The following is a 732-nucleotide window of genomic DNA, read 5'->3' on the forward strand; positions in this document are numbered from 1 at the left end:
GGAGGGGTTCCACACGTACCCATCCCGAACACGACCGTTAAGCCCTCCAGCGCCGATGGTACTTGGACCGCAGGGTCCTGGGAGAGTAGGACGCCGCCAAGCAACTGAAACACTACCTAATGTATAGGTAGTGTTTTTTTTTGTGTTGATTTACTAAATATTATTGTTGCAGTACAGATGTAGCTACATACAACGGAGTTTGCGGAATATCGTTTACGGGTCTTGATAGCGGATATGAAACTGTTCAAGAAATAAGGAGTATCGATTACCAAGAGGATCTGAGATCATAAGAGTATTTTGCTTAAGTCAGGAATTAGCGGTTCTTTAGAAGCGTCTTGGACAAATGCTGATTGCGTAAAGCGAGTTAGGATAGTGGGTACAGCTTCCCAGATTGGGGTTGTAGATGAAATGGTCGTGTTCCTTAAGGATACGATCAAATCTAATTCAATTCAAACAATACAAGGCACCCCCAGTGGTAGTTCATGGTGACCCTTTTAACAATATTGTTTATGATTGTAGTAGTGCTATTGGAACAGAACTCTCCTTGAATTGGTTAAAATGGTTGTGACGGAGGCTGGTTTTAAAGTGAATCAAAAAAAAGCTAGAATATGCTTGCACAACAGTATGAAAGATGATATATTATACATCCGCCCGTTAAACACAAGCTTTTGTAGCTAACCACTACGATATGCCAGAAAAAATAAAGCTTGCAAAACGGTGTTGGATGTAGTA

At 41.1% G+C, this 732-nt stretch carries 1 rRNA gene; it reads left to right on the forward strand.

The features are described 5' to 3' along the window. Positions 1-102, forward strand: a 5S ribosomal RNA gene (gene rrf, locus IEW05_RS25520); the annotation flags it as partial. Positions 103-732 lie beyond the last annotated feature (630 nt).

It is taken from the genome of Paenibacillus segetis (assembly GCF_014639155.1).
Taxonomy (GTDB): Bacteria; Bacillota; Bacilli; order Paenibacillales; family Paenibacillaceae; genus Fontibacillus; species Fontibacillus segetis.